Genomic DNA, 20,297 nt, shown 5'->3' with positions numbered 1-20,297 from the left:
AAAATACCCCCTCATGGTTTCTACAATCATTAGAAACTATCAAGGGGTAAATTGAAGTCATTAATGCCTCTTTTGAAGAGAGGTGGATTGAGCAGAGAAATTGGATAATATGTAGTCTGCAATTGTGCAAGGAAAAGCCTTAACAACAATGTAGTTTCCACTCAAGGAAATCTTATCAATGTCTCATAATTGAAGATATAACTTATTTCTCTTAGACCTCATCTATCTGAAGAGATAGGAAAAACTCTATCTAAAGATAGATTGACTAAATAGTTGTTTTGTAAACCAAGCAACACAATCTCTGATTCTTAGTTATTTTTAAAGGTCAGAAGCTGAAAAGTCTTGTGGTGTCTGACTTTGATCATAAATACAGCTTCCGTAAGGGTTATACTATCTATCCTCAGATATCTAACAAATACCATATAATATGCAATTAAAGAGATAGTAACTGCAAATAGTGGCAACTTTCTCTAAACCTAGATGCTTTATTTTGAGCATTTACATCATTAATATGTATTGGTGTGGAGAGTGAACTAAAAACAAACTTGAAATCAGATTACCGCTGAAATCTGGACAATAACATATTTAATCTATCATTCCACTGCTGACGCTCAGATTGATTTAACACGAAAAACCAAGCTACAGCAAGATAGATAAATGCAGATATACCCATTTCCGCAGTTAATCCTAACCATCCCCAAGGAATATGGTTTTTAGCAATCCACCAAACCGCTAAACCATAAGGAATGCCAACTGCTAAAGGTTGAACAACTGCTAAAAAAAGTTGTTTTAAAGATGTACCAAAAACTTCCCGCATTAATAATGGTAACTGCCACAAACTAACACTTGTAAATGCAATAAAAGTACCTAATAATGGTCCGATAATACCAAAAAAGTGAGTACAGAGAATGCTGGCTAGAAAATTAATACCAGCAGAAATTGTAGTAGGTCGCACTAATTTAGGTTGCTGACCAGTTCCACTAAAACACCAACCCCAAAGCGATAAAAGCCCTAGTAAAAATCCATTAGAAGCAGCAAGTAGAGTCAGTCCATCACCACCAAAGCGGTCTTCTCCTACCCATAATCTAATAAAGTGGTGGTTATAAGCTGCAATACTCACCATGAATGTTACACCCATGACAGCTACTAACCGCGTTAGTTCAAGCAAACGAGCATTAAACTTTTCTATTTCTCCTTTAGCATAAAGATCAGCTAAAGCTGCCCAAGTCGCATTACCAATACCTTGTATTTGTCCTTGTGCCAGCGCAGCTAAACGTTGGGTGACAAAAAAAGGTACAACTGTTGCCGGACTAAGGCTATAAGAAATGATAATGTTATCAGTAAATAAACCTAAGCGACCGGAAAGATTGAGAGTAAATGTTGACCAGTTGAGTTGCCAAAGTTTTTTTTCTATGGAAGCTTGAGCTTTATAATCTTTAACTGCTGAAAAAACATCTGGATAGCGACGTAATCCTTCCCAACACATCAAAATTTGAAAACCAATATTGCCAGCAAGTGCAGCTATATATTGTCCAGTAATGCCAAATCCCCCCCGTGCCAGCAGAAGTCCCAAACCAGTGATTAACAGGCTTTGAAACATGATAAAGACATTGGCAAAATAGCTGCGTTGACTAGCATCTGCCAAGAGCCGAAAGGGAGATAATGGTAATAAAAAAATAGCGAAGAATCCTAACCAGTAGCCTTTTTGTAGTTCACTGACTAAAACTCCTTCAACTGGCACAAGACGAGTGATGAATACACCTAGCACAACTCCTGCTAATACCATCACGATCATAATTTTCAGATAGGCTCTGATTCCTGTTGCCAGTGTGAGGCGGATTTGTTGACGTTCTCCAATTCCCACCGCTTTTGCTAACAGTGCCATTAATGAACCACTAATACCCAATTCTAGGAGATTGAGATAACTTCCCCAATCACTAGCAGCACGAAATGCGCCATAGCGTTCATCACCAAGCCAACTAAGTAATAAGGGAGTGCTAATTATACCTATGCCCAGTGTCATCACCTGTAACATAAGTCCCGTGGCAAAGTTGACTACTGAGCGTCCAGTTCGTTGCATTTTATTTATATATACTCAACACGGCTTAATCATTTGATTCTGTGGGTAGGGGTTTAGCACTGCTAAACCCCTACAAATCTGGGTTTTTCGTAATTTTGTAAAAGTCCATGTCTCAACCGTGTTTAGTATAAATCCATTAGGTATGAGGAAGGGGAATAGAAAGAAAATTACCAGTGAAATGCTTATATTATTGACTGTTCAAGTTTAGATTTATCAGTCCAATTCACTCCTTCTTTGATTATTTGTGCCGGAACTCCACCAATTAAAGAATGAGGTGGACAAGATTTATTTACAACTGCTCCAGCAGCAACAACTGAACCTTCTCCAATTGTGACACCTTTTAAAATAGTTACATTACAACCAATCCAGACATTATCTTCAATTACTATTGGGGCTGAATAGGGAGGTAAACCAAATCCATGTCCATCATCATCAATGATTGTAACTCCAAAGGAAATAGCACAGTTTTTACCAATAGTAATGGAGTTTTGAGCAGCTATTCTACTACTGTCAGTAATATAAGAGTTACTTCCTATGCTCAGATAGGCAGAATCACCAACACTCAATTTTACACCCCTTCCTATGGTTGCGCCATTTAAGGAAATTACCGCTTGAGAACCGCAATTAATCACAGTGGTATCATTTCTGGGGGTTGATTTTCCTAACAATGCTATGCCAATATAACAAACTGCATCATTAGGCTGAATAATAGTTTCTGAAGATAAGCTGAGTTGGATTCTACCTCGACAAACAAACATACCAGCTTTTCCCGCATAACGGTTTAGATACAATTGAGCCAGCCAATTAACATCTAAACCTCTACGAATCGAACGACATATCATAAAAATAAGATTTATTAAATAATATTTGTTTTCCGGGCAATTACAACTATATTGTCAGCATAATCAAGACCGAAAAAACGAGTAATAATATATCTCTTGCCCAATTCTATAATCATTTGTAACCAGGTTTTATTTTCTGCTTCAAAAACAACTCTATATCCTTCTACTTGTAGACCTATAGAAGTTAGATAAGCCCATAAATCAGGTAAATTATAACAATGTAAATGGGTCATATCTGAAATTAATGGACTTCTGATACACCTGCCATTAGGAGTCTGAAGAATAATTACCCCTTCAGGCTTTAGTAAATTAACCAACTTATGAATTAGAGTCAATCCTTCTGAAAGTTGTAAATGTTCAATCACATCTAGACATAAAATAGCGGAATATTGCTCATTTATTGCCTCTATATTTGCATAATGATATTCAAATTCTTCTCCTATATCTTGTGTATGATATTGTCCTGAATAACCAGCTTTTTGAAGTTTCTGCATGATTTTTAGATCACCTGCACCTACATCAAGCAGAGTATCTTGATCTTTAACTTGAGTAAAAATCTTTTTTTCAACCTCACAAAGTTCAGATGAAATCCACCATCTTAGCAAAGGAAATTTCGGATTTCCTGATTTTAATAACTCTTTTCTTTGCCAATAATTCAAATAAACCAGATTCTGGGGCATAATAATTTTTACAGTATTTTTTTATAAACATCTTCAGTTTGCCGAGCCGTCAGTTGCCAATTTAACTCATAATCTCGTTTTTTTGCTTTATTTACTAAATCATCATAATAAGATTTATCCCTTTTTAAACGCCGTAATAACTTAGCTAATTCTGTAGTTTCAGCCAGCGAAAAAGTTTTACCCCCATCACCTAAAACCTCTGGTAAACAGGTGCTTCTAGCTGCCAAAACTGGACAACCTACCGCCATTGCTTCACATAATTGTAAACCGAAACCCTCATATTCACTGGGATAAACAAAACAAACAGCCTCAGCATAAAGTGCAGGTAAATCTGCATCATCTACCCAACCTAATAATCGCAAACGATTGGCAATTTCTAATGATTCTCCCAACTTCATAAGTATATCACGTTGTTCATCTTGACCACCAGCTAATACTAACTCTACATCATCTAAGTTAGCTTCTGCAAAAGCTTTAACCAAAAATGGAATATTTTTACGTTTTTCCCAACCTCCAATATAGAAAATATAAGGAAGTTGCAGTTGATATTTACATCTAACCTCCAATCGTTTTGTTTGATTTACTTCATGGTGAAAACTTGTCTCAGCAGCTTCATAAATAACTGTAATTTTATTTTCGGGAATATGCAAATATTTGACAATATCTTGTTTTGAATATTGACTAACAGTAATAATATGATCTGCTTTATTTCTAGCAACCCAGTGATAAAAGTTATTCTGTATATTAGTAAGACTAAACTTTTGGAACCAAGGTCTATCTTGAGAGTAATAAATTTGGTCTATGGCATCATGTAACGTCAGCACACGAGGACAAGGACTAAACCAAGGGAGACCAAAATTCATGGGACAATGTAGGATATCTATTTGATCTTCTTTACACTGTTTTGGCAACCAATATTGTTCCCATAAAATATAGCGCATCGGCGGAGAAATACGGATTTGATAACTGTCTTTTGGTAATTTGGCTAGATGGCTTTCATGTAATGGGCTATCAGAATATAAAAAAAGCTCTATATCTAATGAGGACAATTCTATCAAAAGATTAATAGTATAGCGATTCCATCCTCTCAGAGTTGGTGAGTTTAAAAGTCGGGTGTTAAAAGCAATTTTCATTAATTTTAAAAATTTATTAAAGACGGACAGCAAATAAAAGCCCACAACCAGACACGTTGACAGGAATATAGCAATCCTAAATAAGATATGTTCGCAAAGCGTACCGTAGGTATCACACCTCTTTTTCTCTGCCTCTGCGCTCTCTGCGGTTTGTTCAAAAAATCCCGTGATGCCTCCGGCACACTACGTGAACAAAACACAAGTAGGATTGCTATAGTTTTTAAGTCATGAGTTGGTTTTAATTTTTCTGTAATTAAATTCAGAGTACCAGGACATACGTTATCATAATAATTAAATTTTTTCCCAAATGCCTATTACTGACTTCCCAACGGAAAAAAATAGTAACTGATCAATAATTTTAGAAATGGGAACCATAACTCTGTCCCAGAATAAAATTTGCTTGACTGAAGGAGTTGAACTTTTTAATAACATTTTATTGGCTATTGATGCCAACATTCCTACAGAGTCTATATAAATGAATTTAACACATCTAAAACCTGGGGGTATAATAGAAGCTAAACTTTTTTTTGTGTATCTTCTGTAATGTCCAATTTTTTTATCGAATGGGGAATAAAGCCACTGATGTGCAGGTGAAAGAATAATTAAATTTCCTCCAATAGCAAGGCTATTGAATGAGTTTTGTAATTCATCTTGATCATGTTTAATATGTTCTAGTACATCAATATAAATAATTGTATTGAGCGAGTTTTCATTTAACTCGGAAATAGTACCTATTCTAGCTTCGCAACAACTAGGAAGTTCCCCAGTACAAATTAATTCTTCTATTGTTGCCAACAGTAATGAATCAGGTTCTAAGCAAATCCATTTGTCATAGTTTCCTTGACATAAAACTTTAGTTGTCATTCCTATTCCAGCACCTACTTCCAGAACTTTACCTTTTAAATAGGGATCAATAATTACAGCATAATAGTTTTTCCAATTAGTAGCATGAGCAAATACCTCTAATTCAGTTCCGATATATTGACTAGTCATGAGAAATCTCTGGATAAATATTATAAGATTGGATAACGTAGTGTTGGTAATCTCTGCAAGGCAATACTGTATACAAACTTCTAGAGCCTAACACAGTAAACATTAACAGTAAAGAAATAGTAGTAGTTTGTAAAATAAATAAACAAAGTAATCCAATAGTAAATGTTGCCCAGCCAGGAATAGCCAGATTTGTCAGTATTTTGATACTAATCACAACTCCTATTAATAATAATCCGATGAAAATTAGGATCAAAGAGAAAACTAGTAATCTTGTACCGATGACATCATTATAAACAGAAAGGGAACTTAACCCATGAGTGACAAGGCCAGTAAAGTTCATGTTTGACTTACCAGCAATACGATAACCTCGATCAGTCAGAATTTCTGAATACTGTAACCGTGACCTAATTAGTCCTGAAGCATAATGATTCCATATTTCTGCTACTGCTACCAAACGATCCAAACTGTATCGAGGGATAATACTAAAGTTTCCAAAGCGAATATGTCTACCTGTCAGTATTTGAAAAGCTTTTTTATAAAGTAAGTAAAAGATTTTAAATTGCTGACTTTCAGAACGCTTTCTTCGGTAAGCAAATACCACTTTTTTGAGATATTCTTCACAACATTTATCAATTAGTCTAGGTACATCCTCTGGTTTATCTTCTCCATCTCCATCCATAACAACTACAGCATCACAAGTTATATTTGCCTGTATATATGCCAAACCAACAGCGATCGCTCTTTGACTTCCTAAATTACGTCTCAATTCAACTACTAGCAAAGTATTTATACATTTCCATTCAGATGCAAAGTGAAAATTAACAGATGTAACAGTAGAAGCATCATCTACGATAACTACAGATACTTTGATATCCAAGCTTGATAATTGCTTATCCAGATTTATCAAAAGTATGGAAAGACTCTCCCAGTCGTCATAAATTGGAATTAAAATCACAATAGAATCAAGATAATGTGTCATATTTTTGTCCATAGTAACCATTTTTCTGAATTAGCAATTACTTTCCATTTTCCTCCTCTGATTGCTTTTTTATCAGAACTTAGTAGTAGATACTCAGGTGAGTATTTTCTTAAAATTTCCGTTTCTCTTTCTCCTGAAAGAATAGATTCAAAGATATGCAGACGGATTTTTTTTATTGATTCTGGTTGCCATTTTATAGGTTTTAAGTCACCATTTCCAACTATAAAATTTTTATCAATATCTAGATTTTTGTATTCACTTAGTGTATAACCCAATAGCCAAGCATTCAAAGCATGACGTTCCAATACATTACTGTCAGAAACTACAGAACTATGGGAGGTTTGATTAAATTGAAACAGTTGACCTCCTTGAGTAAACAATGAAGCCACATTTGCTTCAAATGAACCAGCAAGAATTGAGTTTTTATCTATTTGGGCAAGAGAGGGACGTAATGGCCTTAGTTCTTCTAGGATTTTACTATATTGAACAGGCTCTGTAGCGTGAAGAGCTTCATAATTCCTCCCAAATATACCAGTTAAAAGTATAGTGACTACTAAAATTTTTATAACTCTGTTAAAAATTTTTTTATTTTGAAATATAAGTACGAAAGATCCTAAAAGTAGTATTTCTCCAAATGGTCTAGTGATATAGTTCCAGTGATAGTTTTCAAATTCTAGACCTGTCAGGATCGCACTATTCATCAAAATATAACCTGAGCAGGTCATAATCCAGATAATTACGAGATTAAAGTAACGAAAGTAAATAATAGCGATCGCACCTACTATTAATTGCAGCCACGTCCATAAGTTGATCAGATATATCATGCGAAAAGGATCATTTAATAGTAACTTTCTACCCCTACTCATACGTTCTAGAATTACTTTAAATTCAGGTGCAGAAAAAATAGCTGAATTGGAAATTATTTGAGGAAGTCCAATGATTAAACCACCTAATAAAATTAATCCTACAAACCATAACTCCTCTACAGTCCTGTTTTTTGATATAATTCCTCTCCATCCTAAAAAGAGATAGACAAGCCCATAAATTCCCAGCGCCAGAAATGCGGTAGTCCAATAGAAAAAGTATAAGTGTACGCAGCCACCGAGAAAAATACCACCGAGTAATGCTGTTTGCCAATTTCGACGAACTACAGGAAGAAAAAAGCAAGGCAGTAATAATAACAATGGTAAATTCAGTAAAGGTGTGACAATGCGATACTGTGGTAGTACGGCGTTGCCAATGGGTCTAGGCAATACACCATTACTAATAACTGCTTTCAAATTAATAAAGTTTTCTATTAAAGAACGACCTATAAATCCTCCATCACAAAGACAAATTATCGTACAGACACAAGCCCAAAAAGTTGAACGCTTAGTATTCTCAAATAGCAATCTAAACAAGATATAAAGTGATAATCCTAAAAATGCACCACCTAGAATACGCCAGATTACAGGAGCAAGAATTAAAGGAATGCCTAACAAACTTGCTAATTTAGTAATTGGTACAAATTGAAGCCAAGCATAAAGCGTGGGAATAGCATCAGTGGGTCTAGTAAAAGGGTCTCTTAGCAACCATTCTCCATAATATGGAGCTTTTGCTATGGCAAGATAGACTACATCATCTCCATCTGCTAAGTATTCAAAAGTGCCATGCTGAAAGAAGACTGCCAGATGGGGTAATATTGATAAAACTACCGCAATTAGACTACATGAAATTATTGCCAGAATATCCTGTTTTTTGTTAGTATTAATGAGCATTTAGTATTCATCCTACCTTTTCAAAGAAGTTAATTATATTAAAAAAAGTGTTCTTATTTAAGATGGCTTACGGTAAACAATTTCAATATGACTACTGTAAGAAATAGAAAGCGACTTGATTCCTAGATGCCATATAGATTGTGCATACATTTTTAACCATAGTGGAGGTCTAGATCCATCTCCTTTAAGCTTATTTCGCAAAATCCGGGAGAAAATATTTGCTTCCTCCTTATGAATATATACATCAGGATCTTCATAATGTTGAAAATAACTTGCTCTTTCTATTTTAAAGCCAGATTTCATACCAACTTCACATAATTGATTTAGTGAAAAAAAGCGAACATGACCTCGCCATGTATTTTTATAATCAGACCAAATACTCGTTTGTTCTAAGTCTTCGTCAAGATTTGTGCTATTCTTGCAAAGAAGCCGTAAAAGTCCTACACGATCTGAAATATTATTGGTTGTTATATAGCAAATGCCATTAGGCTTTAAAACCCGATAGCATTCTAACATTATTGTTTTCAATGAATATAAATGTTCTACTACTTCCATTAAAACTATGCAATCTACAGAATTATCTGCCAGAGGTAACCCCACTGGAATATTAAAAGGCGATTGAATATCTGGATCGAGATTACAAGGAAAAAAATTTATTTCTTCTGTTGCTAGAAGCTTTTTAAAGTCCTCATCCGGTGTCATACCACAAGCATGAATTTCGGTAATAGATTCACCAAAACTAGCTTTAGCAAGCCGGGAAAAACTACCAGGATATGCTCCTACATCTATAAGAGTAAAGTTTGCCTCAGTAATAAGTGAATCAATTACTTGTAATGCTCGGAAAAATCTTGGTGCATTTCTTTTAGCCCAATTTGTACCAGTTTTATAACCTTCTTCTATAGGGGATAATTCTTGAGCATAAGGTTGATAATTGCTCCAGATATATTGTTTGAATTCTAGGTATTTTTTAAACTTCATAATTGTGTTATTTCTTGTTTTATTGACTTAAAAACCCTACATATACTTGAGCCAAATTCTCCAATATTCAAATATATTGATGTTCTATATCCATCGAGTAGTATTATGGGTAAATATTTCCTGCAAAATATCCTGGACATCATACTTTAAATTCCAGTCAGGATAATGATTTTTGAATTTCCGGATATTACTAATCCACCAAATATGATCACCTGAACGATTTGTTTCAACATAACTCCAATCAAGTTTTTTTGTAGCTATTTCTTCACAAATTTTAATAGCTTCTAACATGGAACAGTTACTAAATCTACTTCCTCCAATATTATAAACTTCGGCTATGCGAGGTGATTTGTAGAAATGATAAAAAGCATTGACTAAATCATAGCTGTGAATATTATCTCTCACTTGCTTACCTTTATAACCGTAAATTTGATAAGGTTTTCCAGTCATTGTGCATTTCATTAAGTAAGATAAAAAACCATGCAGTTCTGCGCCAGAATGACTAGCACCAGTTAAACAACCTCCTCGAAAACAGGCAGTTTTCATATTAAAATAACGACCATATTCTTGAACTAAAATATCAGATGATACCTTCGATGCTCCAAATAAAGAGTGTTTGGATTGATCGATGCTCATGGTTTCATCAATACCTTGAACATAAGGGTGTGTTTCCTCAATTTCCCATCTTAGTTCTTGCTCAATAAGTGGTAAATAATTGGGTGTATCTCCATAAACCTTGTTAGTTGAGCAAAAAATAAATACGGCATCTGGGCAAACTTGACGAGTATTTTCTAGTAACACCAAAGTACCATTAGCATTAACGGTAAAATCAGTGTAAGGATCACGAGCAGCCCAGTCATGAGATGGTTGAGCCGCAGTGTGAATGATTAGTTGAATATCCTTACCATAGGTATTAAATACTTCAGCTATTGCTTCATGATCTCGAATATCAATGGAATAATGTATGTATTGGTCTTGATAATCTTCTAATAGTCGCTCATGATTCCATTCCGTAGAGGCTTCTTTCCCAAAAAATTGCTCTCGCATATTATTGTCTATGCCGACAACATTAAAGCCCTGTTGACAAAAAAAACGTACTGATTCTGAACCAATAAGTCCAGCCGAACCCGTGACTATTACAACACTCATCTTAGATTTACCTGATTATTTGTAGTTTGATAAAAACTTGATTGCTGACTATCTGAAATTTCCTGATAAATTCCTTCAATTTGATCTACAGTTACCTGTGGACTACAATATTCTTCAAGTAATTCTCTAGCTTTTACCCTCCTTTGTTGTTGTAAAGATGAATTATTTAATAATTCCACAGTCCGTTCAATCAAACCTTGATCATCATCACAAATACCAGCATGAACACCATCACCAGCCGGAATACCTTCAACCCCTTCATAAGTAGTAACAACAGGTGTCCCTAAAGCAAAAGCTTCCATAACTTTAACTTTCATGCCGCTGCCAGAAATAGGTGCATATAGCATCACATCCATATTAGCAAAATATGGTAAAGTATCTGGTACATCTTGGTAAATTTCTAAATCTTCTATATCAGTAAATTTTGCCAGTGTATCTTGAGCAGAAAGCCCCACAATTTGTAATTTAGCATGGGGAACACGGCGTTTAATCTCTGGCCATAGTCTAGTCAAAAGTCTCTCAGCCGCAGTATAGGATGGTGTCCAATTAAAGCTACCAATTAATCCTACAATTGGTTGTGGGTTGATCTGTTTTTGTTCCGCAAATGGATAAAGTGAAAAATCAATTCCTAATGGAACTGTATAAATCTGAGCTTGGGGATTAACTGCTTTGATATGTTTACTAAGGCGTGCTGATAAGGTCATTATTCTCGGAAAAGCCCGCAATAATTTCTGCTCTGCTCGATAGGTAAAAAACTTTCTCAACCGAGTTTCTAAAGATTTATGATCCTCAAAAGTTCCATCTAAGGAAAATAGATAATGGATATTAACTATAGCCTTTTCCCTGTGTTCAAGTCCTAGCCAACCACTCCAAAGCTGTTCAAGATGCAAGATGTCATAAGGTTTTGCCAGTTCCGCAGCTAAATCCTGACGCAATTCAGGACTAAATACATAAGAATAGGGTTGCTGGATGGTTTTTATTTTGGCCATCAGTCCCTTATTTTCCTTGGGAATGAGATAACAACGGAGGTCATATTCTGGTGCTGGAAAAAGAGCTTGAGATTTGGCAATATCTTCTAATGTGTTACAAACTGCAAAGATTGTGACATGATGACCTCTCTCAATTAATCCTTGAAGTAAAACATAGTACCACCTAGCATCAGCTTTTCCAAATGGTAGAGGTGGTGAATTTATTACCAGCAAAATTCGTAGTGATTTCATCTATTTTCCACTAATTTTATAATTCCTTAACGTGATATATATTTCAATGATTTAATTTTGTGAGAGCTTCTGCAAAAATATTTTCCAGGTTGTCTACAACTGTGACAATATCAAATTCTTTTTCGGCTGTTGTCCTTGCTTCTAAAGATATTTCTGTTCTTTTCTCATTTATAGTATCCATTGCTATTTGCATAATTTCTTTCAGAGATTTTACGGAATATTCCTTAAATATCCACGAAGAAGAACTAATAAAGTCTTTTGTGCCATTGGTATTTCCTAAGATTACCGGTACACCACAACATAAAGCTTCAGCTACAGAAGAACCAAAATTTTCACTTTCACTAGGTTGAATTAAAAAATCTACTGAATTCATTAATTCTGGTACATCGAGTCTGGAAATATTTTCTTGGTAGTGTAAATTTTCAGGAAATTCAAATTCTTTAATCAGTTTTTTGTAACCTTTGGCGTAAGAAAATTGACCAATAACAATTAAATGCACATTATAGTTTTCCTTTAAAAGCTCTTGAAATGCTTCTAATAGTAAATCTAATCTTTTTCTGGGAACTATTCTTCCTAGCCATAAAAATACTTTTTTACTATCTTTATTGTCTCTCTCTACACTCTTAGGTTGAAAAAAGTTAAGGTCTATAGGATAAGGTAATATTTTGATATTCTTTTTATCTAATCCCCATAATATCAGGTTTTCTTGAGACCATTCACTACCACAAATGAAAATATCAGTAAATTTATATATTCTGCGATTTACCATGTTTGAATATGTATAAAAAGCTTGTAAAATCAAGTATTCTTTAATTCCACATAAAGAAATTATCGTATTTTTTAGCTTTTTAATAGATTCCCATTCAGTTTGAAAAGTCCCTTGTAGCCAACTTATACTAGGAATATTTTTTATTCTAAAAAAAGCCGGAAGTCCTAAAAATAATGTGAACTTATATTTTGCATCTTGATGATTTTCATTTGCTTTTTTACCAATAAAATTGAAATATATTGCAGAACTTATTTTAGCCCAAATTGTATATAATTTGCCTCCTTTTTGGGGAAGCTTTTCTAAAAAATACCAAATATATTGAACTGGTGCAATTCTTAGCGGTATGTAATGAAGATTTTTATAATCAGATAATTCTTCAGGATAATTAAAATTACCTATGCCATATAAATCAATTTCATAACCTCTTTTCAATAGTTCTTCTACAATCAAAAAGTTTGCAGATGCTAAACTACCCGCATTTTTGGAAATTAATGTATAACAAGCAATTCTTTGCTTAAATGCTGGATTATCCATAAATAAATCTTTTTAGTGTATTTAATGATTGTTGATCTTTTCTCTAATGTTTTTGGCCATATCGTCCCAAGTATAACTGCGTAATTGTTCTGAAAGATAAGATACGTTATTTTTGTAATATTTTTTATCTTTCTGCCATTTTTGCAGTCGCGCCACCAATTCAACAATATCCTCAGAATTATTAATTAATAGGTCTTGTAACTCCTGGGGATAGCGTTCTGCAACTCCAGCCGTAGCACTGACTAAAGCGGGTAAACCACAACACAGAGCTTCATGTACCCCCAAACCATAAGCTTCATAACGAGTAGGTGCAACTAAACAATCAGCCGCCTGTAGCAATTTTGGCACATCAGCACGAAAACCCAGGAAATTAATGTTAGAAATACCAGCATCAGCAGCGCGATTTTGCCATACTGGTAATTCTGCACCAGTACCAATCACTACTAAATAACCATTCCAATTAGGGTTTTTACATAACTGTTGCCATGCTGCAAAAAGTGTATCAAATCCTTTCCGGCGATCGCCTAAAGCACCAATAAATATAACAATTTCTTGATCTTCTGACCATCCTAATTGCTGACGCAATGCAGCTTTTTCTGCTGGTGTCACTGGATGAAAAATTTGCGGTTCGATTCCATAATAGACTTTGTGCAGTTTTTGCTCAGGAATCGCTAATTTATCAATTAAATCTTGTTTAGTCCGGTCTGAATTAACAATAATTACCCGCGCAGATTGTAATGCTTGTTTTTCTGCGGCTAAAAACATTTGACGAGAAACAGATCCCTTGAATTGATGTAACAAACCTGCTTGATGATTAGGTTCATAAGCAGCATGAACATAATGCACCCAATTCACATCTTTCCATTGACAATTACCACCATTGACCAAGACTCTAACACCATTCGCCTCTAGACGCTGTGCTAAAATACGTCCCATTCTATTTAGTAAAGGACTGCTAAGTAAATAAGAATTACCTATTTTTGGGACTTGATGGAATTTAACATGAGGATATGCTAACAATTCACTAGCAACTCGATGAGCTACTAAATGTACTTGTTCACCTTGCCTTGCTAAGTAGTCAGCCAAAGCAAAATTAGCTCTATCCATCCCACCTGTTTTGACAAAATCACCTGTTACTAGCAAATAAGATTTCATCACTACACATCTAAAGGTTTTTGAGCCAGAATATTGCCAGCGGCTACAAATAATGCTGTATTCAGTAACCAGAATTCCATACCACCTTGACTCATAAAAATAGGGTAGTTGAAAGTCAGTGCTACCACCCCAATGTCATAAGCAAAAATTAACCCTCCCCACAGGGCAAAATCTCCCAATTTGCGATTTACAGCAATATTCCAAGCGGTCTGACAGGCACAATAAATAGTAAAAGCGTAAGCAAATATCAGCGGTACTCCCCCATCTACTAACCATGCTGTCCATTGGATTTCCACCCAAATTGGTTGGGATACCAAATCGACATTATCGCCAAAATAGTTATTGATCATCCCCCAACGTCCTAAACCTGCCCCTAAAGGATATTGAGGTAGTAAGTTGTCAATAGTATTTTCTAAAAACTTACCTCTGTTTTGTTGGTAAATTTGTTGAGGAGAAGCAGCAAATAAGCTAGTTATGCGTTGTAATGTTGATTCTCCACCAATGGCGATCGCCCAAGAAAATGTCCCCGCAAACAAGGCTGTCACTCCTGATATCATCGCTGTTGCACGGGCAATTTGACCTGTTTTCACCAAGACAAATGCCAAAAACACCATAGAAATAACAGCTAAGATCAAAATAGAACGGACTTGAGTCAGATAAATACAAAATAAACCCAGGACTGCACTCCCAATACCAACTATCCTTAAAACTGGATTTTTGTGTTTAAGCGCAATCACAACACCGAATAAAATCGCATATAATCCCGCATTTGCTGCACCACCTGGTATATCGCTTAATCCTGTCGGTCTATAAGTCTGTTGGCCGTTAGCTAAGGTGATTAATAAATCTTGTCCACCAAAGCGGTTGTTCTGAACAAGAGTAGAAATACCCAACTGAAATTTACCTGGATTATATACCTGCAATACTCCGAAAATGGAACTTAATGTATTAATACCCCACATCATAAACATTAAGCTCTCAAAAGCATTTTCTGTAATTTTTAACCTCATTCCCCAAAAAAGAGGACTGAGAATAGCCAGATACATAGCTCCTTGAGCTATTCCTGCGGTGATCGAATTAATATAGGGATTGAGACAAAACTGTAACAGCATTATTCCTAAGACTATAATTGCTGGTGTAGTTGCTGGATGTTTCTTTGTTTCTTTGGCTGTTAAAAACATCAATAAAAACAAACCCACAGCAAAAGCAGCAATCCGTATTGGACCTCGAATCCCGCCAATTCCTGGCACTAGAAGTAATATTTGCAGGATAAACTGTAGCACGATAAAGGTGTGCGCCCATGTCCAATGTATTTTTCCCCATATAGAAAGATTAGGTAAGTCCTGCGTTGTGTGTTGCACGATTTTCCTCTGTAATTTTAGGTGAGGGCATTCAAAAGTTTAAATAAATTTTCTTGGTTGCGATTCAAATCATAGTATTTTTGACGTATATTTTCTGCCGGGATATGAAAATTATCCTCGCTTTTAGACTCACTCCAACATTTTATGAGTATCTTTGCTCCCGTCATTGGATCACAATTATTCCACAGGTTTATATATCCTGAATAATTAGCTAAGGGCATAACTGAGCTATCATCAGGAACGTGCATAATGATCGGTCTTGCAGTCATCAGATATGTACTCAGCTTTGTCGGGAAAGAAGTTTGACGCAATACACGAGTCCGCCAGGAAAACGGATAATTAAGATAAAGCATAAAGCACTGGCGTAGGCGTTCTATTGCTGTTGTTTCGTCTAAATGATTGGCTACATCAATATCAAGTTGTCCAGAGAAATGCTTTTGTAAGCGATCGCCAAAGCTTTGACCCACAATCACTAATTTTCCTGGTACTCCCAATTGACGAGATGCCTCTATGATGGCTTGGCAGAGAATTGGTAATTGCTCGTAACTGTAGGTATTCCCCAAAACACCAATAGCAAGACCAAACCGATTTTTATCATAGGTTGTTTCTGGCTCAATTTCTTGATTTGTTCCCCGATGAACAATAGTGCTGTCAACACCATATCGAGATTTATATCGTTGAGCCATACCTTGGCAAATTACGTCGATTGAGTCTGCTTTTTTTAAAGCGAATGCTAAATCTCTCTCTACTAAAGGTGTTAAAACAAAATTTTTCTTGGAACGCATTATGTAAGAGGTAGGATCATCATGGACAGTTAGGTGGATCGGTAGCTGTCCAGCACGGATAAGATGAGCCGCAACGTGAACGACTGCACCGTGCATTACTACCCATAAGCCTCTTGCTTGGCGCTCTTTGGCAATATCAAGGATTTCTGCGGCTAAATTGCCGGCAAACCAGGTGCTATCTAAAAAAATAGAGCGCCGAGCAGATGAGATCATTCCAGATGAACCTTGAGTGAGACGATGATGTCCTTTCCATAAGGCTGGATCGGATTGCGTCGCACCGGACAAACTCAGCCAAATCACCTTTTCTCGCTCTTGCTGACTCAGCAGACTACGCAAAATGACAGCACCACCACCGCCGGTATCTGCTGGATAATCGGTAATCAGCAACAAAGGGTGTTCGGGTGAAAAAGTTGATAATTCCATCACTAAAAACTACTCAAGACTATCAGCAATTCTGGGACTCAAAAATAACGCATCGCCCGCTACTAAGGAGAGATTATTTTTACCATGATATAAATTATATACACCAAATAATTTATAATCATACCTGGCTAGGAAATCGCAAATTTGATAAAAAAGAGCTTGATTTTGATAAATTTCATTAAATGAAACTTCAAGATAAAACAAATCAACTCCTTTGTTTGTTAGCAATTCTACTGCTCCCTGAAGTGCCAGTAGTTCTGCTCCTTGAATATCCATTTTGCATATCTGGATCTTCTGAATATTTCTATTTTTGCAAAAATCATCCAATGAAGTGGCTTTAACATGAATAGAATCAACAACTGTAGAAACAGCTTGCTCGTAATGTTTACCGCTGGATTCTGCTAACGGTAAAAGGGAATTCATGGGACTAAAACTGGTTGAATAAAAAGTTTTTTCTCCAGTCGCTGTATCAACTGCTAGATTGTGTGCTTCTATCTGCTCAATAGTGGCACTAAATTCAGATAATTGAGCATAGGAATCAGGAAATGGTTCAAAGGAGACAATTTTTGCCTTGGGAAAAAGTTGGTGGTACTGCTTTGCAGTTTCCCCAATATGTGCGCCAATATCGAAAATGGTATCAACGGCAATATTTCTCAGCAGAAATTGTTGATCGTAAAAGGGATCAAGGTGAAGAAATGAAGCTGCTGATGATAGAGATTTTGGACATTTTCTAACTTGATATCCAAAAGATTGAAAAACAGCTTTGATTATATGCTTTGGAAATGGCATTTGGTTTTTCTCTGAAAAATGAATATGGTTGGCTGTGTGGACAAAAAATAGGTGAACCCTATTTCAAAATGGCTGAATTTGTCTAATATAAAGTTGTGAACAATTTGTAAATAGATAAAAGATGAGGTCATTTATGAAACTTCTTATCTTTGATTTTCAGCAACCTTTTCTCCAAGAAAAAATAAGATATCAAAGCTGATGAAAAAGATAGTATCAAATCGATTGGAAATTTTCGCATAACTCCAAATGCCCCTACTTGCAAACCGAGAAACAACCCCTGCCAAAGGTAAAGTCCGTATGATATTTTGCCAATAAAGATTAGTGGTGGTAAAGTTAAAAATCTTTTACCAAAGCTATCATAATGAACAATTTGGGAAATGACAACAATACCAGCAATTAGAGATGTTATGGTAGAATCAATACTCCAAACTATACCTATTTGTAATTGAATCGTCATCCAACAAATCATTAACATTATTGCTGTGATTAACAACATATCACTTCGGAAAGGGCTTGAATTAAATCGTATTATTAGCCGAGGTTTTATCTTTTCAATTATGGCTATGGCACATCCTATAAGCGGTGAATCTAAGCGAAAATCAGTACGGATATAAACATCGCCGTAAGTCGCTAAATTGTTGGTTATGGCATAACACCTCCAGACAACCACAGTCAATATTAATATAAAGGCGATAACTAAGCGGCGAATATTTTGTTGCCTAAACAATGTTATGGTGATAGGCCACAAAAAATAAAATTGCTGTTCAAAGGATAAAGACCAGATGTGGTTAGTTGCATCTCCACGACCGATTAGATTTCTGATGTAAAGTAAAGAACTAATAAAGCTGTGCCAGGGATTATCTGGTAATAGTCCCATAATCCATAATACCCAGACAACGAATAAGTACAAATATAATGCGGGTAACAATCGAAATGCACGTCTAATGTAAAAAAATTTGAGCGAAATATTCCCCGTTTGTTCTTCTTCCTGAATCAGCAATCGTGTGATCAAATAACCACTGAGTACGAAAAATATAGAAACCCCAAAAAGGCCTAATTGGAATCCAATACTACGAAGCCAAGTGAATTGATCAAAAATGACGCTATGAGCAAAAAGCACTAACAGTATAGCTATGGCTCTAATTCCATCAAGAGCAGGAATATAACCCTGCTTTTGAGGTGTAGTATTTGAATCATACTTAATAAACATGATGATAGTTAATCCTTGCCTCAAGTTACTGGAGTTGGATAATCAAGATTTTGTGTAAATCTATGTCAACCCAAGAAATTTCCTGCATAAACGTGCATAATTTTCATAATAAATCCACTGGCTTTGGCATAACTACATAATTTCGTTCTTGATTCAAAACTTGATCATAAAATTCAAAACTGCGTTCGGCCATTGTTGTGTGGTTAAAATATTCTGCTCGTTTGCGACTGGCTTTAACGAGTTTATTCCTCAGTCCAGGTTCAGAAAGCAGCCGTTTTGCAGCTTCAGCTAAAGCCACTGGGTCGTTAATTGGGACTGTTAAACCTTCCTGTTCATGTCGGCTGACCCAAGGTACACCACTACAGGGAATATGAGCATTAATTACTGGACAACCACTAGCCATTGCTTCTACCTGAACTAAACCAAAACCTTCACTACGAACATTAGAAGGAAACCAAAGACTGGTGGCAGCATGATAAGCACCAACCAATTCATCCTCACTTACACGACCTAACCAAACAATCCGCTTGTCTACTCCAATCTTCTTAGCTAGAGTTTTTAGTTCTTGTTCTAAAGGACCACCACCAATTATCATTAATGTTCCTGGAACAAAATTCAAAGCTTCAATGGCTATATGCAATGCTTTGTAATAGACTAATCTACCAACTGCCAACCAGATTGGACCTGGATATTTATCTGTGAGGTGATGACTAAATGCAATAGCTCTTTTGTTTGGTTGACTGTAATTCGTAGTATCTAAACCAAGTGGTAGAACACTTAATTTTTTAGCATAAAATTGTAAAAATTTTGAGCCTTCAATATATGGTAAACTATCTGTTAAAATCCAGGAACTTTGACGATAAACCCAATATTCAAAGGGACGTAATAAATATTTTAATTTCTTTTGCTTGATGACATCACTGTGGTGGGTAATTACTAAAGGTACACTTTTCCTGAGCATTGTTAAACCCATCAACATTGTGGGGTTAGGTGTATGCAAATGCAGTAAGGTATTTGGTTGTTGAGCTATTTGACATACTTTTTTAGGGAGGTCTGGACAGATATCAAATCTTGCTAATGATAACAGCCTACCCATCCTTGTCACACTTACATCACCATCCATCTCTTTCACAGTCTTGGTTATATGAGATAACTGTCCTTGCTGATTAAAAGCATTGACACAAACTACATGAACTTCTGCACCTAAAGCAGCTTGGGTTTGAGCTAGAGTTTGGACGTGTGTTTCTATCCCACCCCGGTCTGGAGGATAATATTTAGACAAATGAATAATCCGATATTTCGGTGTTTTTGGCATGGTTTTTAAAATCTAAAACAAAACGCCTGGGTTAATTTACAAATGATGATATCGGGTCACTCTAACCAAATCCCAATTGAATTCTTTATACTCTTCATTATTATTAGGCAATGAATTTTTGAAGAATATATTTTCAATTTCCTAT

17 protein-coding genes are annotated in these 20,297 nt (G+C 35.7%); all 17 read right to left on the bottom strand.

All coding sequences use genetic code 11. The features are described from left to right. Positions 1 to 556: 556 nt before the first annotated feature. The 17 genes from VB694_RS06050 to VB694_RS05970 all read right to left on the bottom strand — a co-directional run bounded on the left by VB694_RS06050 (position 557) and on the right by VB694_RS05970 (position 20,152). A complete protein-coding gene (locus tag VB694_RS06050) occupies positions 557 to 2,080 on the bottom strand; it encodes a polysaccharide biosynthesis C-terminal domain-containing protein (RefSeq protein WP_323359412.1) in 1,524 nt (507 codons plus the stop codon). A gap of 182 nt (positions 2,081 to 2,262) precedes the next feature. Next, positions 2,263 to 2,922, bottom strand: a complete 660-nt coding sequence (locus VB694_RS06045; RefSeq protein ID WP_323359411.1) for an acyltransferase — start codon at positions 2,920 to 2,922, stop codon at positions 2,263 to 2,265. Positions 2,923 to 2,936: 14 nt separating this feature from the next. Next, a complete protein-coding gene (locus VB694_RS06040; RefSeq protein ID WP_323359410.1) occupies positions 2,937 to 3,602 on the bottom strand; it encodes a class I SAM-dependent methyltransferase in 666 nt (221 codons plus the stop codon). An 8-nt stretch (positions 3,603 to 3,610) separates the two neighbouring features. Further along, positions 3,611 to 4,735: a glycosyltransferase family 1 protein gene (locus VB694_RS06035; RefSeq protein ID WP_323359409.1), complete on the bottom strand. Its 1,125-nt coding sequence runs from the start codon at positions 4,733 to 4,735 to the stop codon at positions 3,611 to 3,613. Between the two features lie 291 nt (positions 4,736 to 5,026). Continuing rightward, the gene (locus VB694_RS06030) at positions 5,027 to 5,728 is read right to left on the bottom strand and encodes a class I SAM-dependent methyltransferase (RefSeq protein WP_323359408.1); all 702 of its coding nucleotides are present in this window, start codon (positions 5,726 to 5,728) and stop codon (positions 5,027 to 5,029) included. After that, entirely contained in the window at positions 5,721 to 6,707 is a 987-nt protein-coding gene (locus VB694_RS06025) for a glycosyltransferase (protein ID WP_323359407.1), read from the bottom strand. Before VB694_RS06025 ends, VB694_RS06030 begins: the two co-directional genes overlap by 8 nt. Next, positions 6,704 to 8,464 (bottom strand): hypothetical protein, encoded by a 1,761-nt coding sequence (locus VB694_RS06020; protein WP_323359406.1) that lies wholly within the window; start codon positions 8,462 to 8,464, stop codon positions 6,704 to 6,706. Before VB694_RS06020 ends, VB694_RS06025 begins: the two co-directional genes overlap by 4 nt. Positions 8,465 to 8,521: 57 nt before the next feature. Then, positions 8,522 to 9,442, bottom strand: a complete 921-nt coding sequence (locus VB694_RS06015) for a class I SAM-dependent methyltransferase (RefSeq protein ID WP_323359405.1) — start codon at positions 9,440 to 9,442, stop codon at positions 8,522 to 8,524. Between the two features lie 84 nt (positions 9,443 to 9,526). Further along, entirely contained in the window at positions 9,527 to 10,591 is a 1,065-nt protein-coding gene (locus VB694_RS06010; protein ID WP_323359404.1) for an NAD-dependent epimerase/dehydratase family protein, read from the bottom strand. Then, positions 10,588 to 11,811 (bottom strand): glycosyltransferase family 4 protein, encoded by a 1,224-nt coding sequence (locus VB694_RS06005; protein ID WP_323359403.1) that lies wholly within the window; start codon positions 11,809 to 11,811, stop codon positions 10,588 to 10,590. The genes VB694_RS06010 and VB694_RS06005 overlap by 4 nt, the downstream gene beginning before the upstream one ends. A gap of 43 nt (positions 11,812 to 11,854) precedes the next feature. Further along, entirely contained in the window at positions 11,855 to 13,114 is a 1,260-nt protein-coding gene (locus VB694_RS06000; RefSeq protein ID WP_323359402.1) for a glycosyltransferase, read from the bottom strand. Between the two features lie 21 nt (positions 13,115 to 13,135). Then, positions 13,136 to 14,269, bottom strand: coding sequence for a glycosyltransferase family 4 protein (locus VB694_RS05995; protein WP_323359401.1), 1,134 nt, complete (start codon positions 14,267 to 14,269; stop codon positions 13,136 to 13,138). Between the two features lie 2 nt (positions 14,270 to 14,271). Continuing rightward, positions 14,272 to 15,630: a hypothetical protein gene (locus tag VB694_RS05990; RefSeq protein WP_323359400.1), complete on the bottom strand. Its 1,359-nt coding sequence runs from the start codon at positions 15,628 to 15,630 to the stop codon at positions 14,272 to 14,274. A 17-nt stretch (positions 15,631 to 15,647) separates the two neighbouring features. After that, the gene (locus tag VB694_RS05985; RefSeq protein ID WP_323359399.1) at positions 15,648 to 16,838 is read right to left on the bottom strand and encodes a hypothetical protein; all 1,191 of its coding nucleotides are present in this window, start codon (positions 16,836 to 16,838) and stop codon (positions 15,648 to 15,650) included. A gap of 9 nt (positions 16,839 to 16,847) precedes the next feature. Beyond that, the gene (locus VB694_RS05980) at positions 16,848 to 17,627 is read right to left on the bottom strand and encodes an FkbM family methyltransferase (RefSeq protein WP_323359398.1); all 780 of its coding nucleotides are present in this window, start codon (positions 17,625 to 17,627) and stop codon (positions 16,848 to 16,850) included. A gap of 127 nt (positions 17,628 to 17,754) precedes the next feature. After that, on the bottom strand, positions 17,755 to 18,837 hold the full coding sequence (locus tag VB694_RS05975) for an acyltransferase (protein ID WP_323359397.1): 1,083 nt from the start codon (positions 18,835 to 18,837) through the stop codon (positions 17,755 to 17,757). Positions 18,838 to 18,940: 103 nt separating this feature from the next. Continuing rightward, complete coding sequence (locus VB694_RS05970) at positions 18,941 to 20,152, bottom strand: glycosyltransferase (RefSeq protein WP_323359396.1); 1,212 nt, start codon at positions 20,150 to 20,152, stop codon at positions 18,941 to 18,943. Positions 20,153 to 20,297: the final 145 nt, after the last annotated feature.

The sequence above is a fragment of the Anabaena sp. UHCC 0451 genome (assembly GCF_034931405.1).
Taxonomy (GTDB): Bacteria; Cyanobacteriota; Cyanobacteriia; order Cyanobacteriales; family Nostocaceae; genus RDYJ01.
Note: the sequence above shows the minus strand (reverse complement) of the source record. Positions and strands in the feature narration are given on the sequence as shown.